Origin of the sequence: Aurantibacter aestuarii (assembly GCF_003008425.1) — a bacterium.
GTDB lineage: Bacteria > Bacteroidota > Bacteroidia > Flavobacteriales > Flavobacteriaceae > Aurantibacter > Aurantibacter aestuarii.
Window position 1 is genome coordinate 442 of sequence record NZ_PXOQ01000011.1, and the last position, 1,115, is coordinate 1,556.

Genomic DNA, 1,115 nt, shown 5'->3' on the forward strand with positions numbered 1-1,115 from the left:
GCCATCTGGTCAGGGCTTCGCCCCGACACCCCGTATCAGTGCGTACGTGCTCAATGTGGTTTCCGGTTCTCTTCCGCTTCCTCGCCCACTCGCTCACTAACGTTCGGTCGCTGGGGCTGCGGCGAGCGGTGCCACCTCTCGCATGTTGTCGGTGATTCCGCTGTTGTTCTTTCGGGGATGAGTCGTCAGATAGCCCTTCAAACGCGCTCAGAAGCTCTCAGACGCACGAGGCGGGGTTTAAATGCCCGTCAGGGCATGGAAGGCGCGAAAAACGCTTACAGAGCGTTTCAGGAGGTCAGGCGCGCCGATACCCCTAGCCAGGGGCTTTCAGGTCGCCAGGAACCGCGCCAGCCCCCTGCAAAGCCCATTTGCACGGTACAGGCAGTCACTCGGTTGGTAGGTGGTCGTAGACCGTCGGTGTTACAGCGATGGGGGTCTGGGGTTCTCCCCAGACGGTTTCCGGTTGCGCTCAAGGCGCTGCCGGAACCGTGGCGGCTCGGTCGTTCTGGAGATCGGGGAGCAAAAACACGCAAGGGATTTTGAGGCGGCAAAAGAGCAATGCAGGATAGACAATCATGGTCAGAACGTTAACACGTAGCCCCTGATTGTCCGCCTGCCGCTGGCTCAATTTGAAAACATGGCCATGATTCGGCGCTGAATATCACCGTCTTTGTTGACCAGTGTTTTAGTGACAAATGCTGCATGGTTTTTCGTAGTGTTGTATCCCTTCCAGACTTCATGTGGATCGAGGGCATACGCACAAACCTTACCAGCAACGGGGATTCTAACTAATGCATTTTTTGATTCTAAGTAATTGAGCCAACGAATAATTGTGCTTCTGCTAACTCCAAGTTTTTCAGCTAGGAATTGCTGATCCGCAACGACAGCGCCACACGTAGGATCGATATGCTCCGCTAAAAATGAGTACAGCTTCAGTGCTGATATGCCTTGGCTATCCTTCAGCAGCTCTCGAACGCGTTCCCAACCTTTTGGGGATACCTGTGTAAACCTTGAATTCTTCTTTGCTTCTTCGAGATCCTCGGTGTTTTTCTTTGCCTCATCTGAAAGTTGTTTCAGTCGTTTTTCTGAATCAATAAACATGATTTTTTCCCTCT

1 protein-coding gene is annotated in these 1,115 nt (G+C 52.6%); it reads right to left on the bottom strand.

The genetic code is table 11. From position 1 onward, the window contains the following. Positions 1-624: 624 nt before the first annotated feature. The coding region (locus tag C7H52_RS10975) for a helix-turn-helix domain-containing protein (RefSeq protein ID WP_317045576.1) at positions 625-1,115 on the bottom strand (491 nt) is incomplete at its 5' end.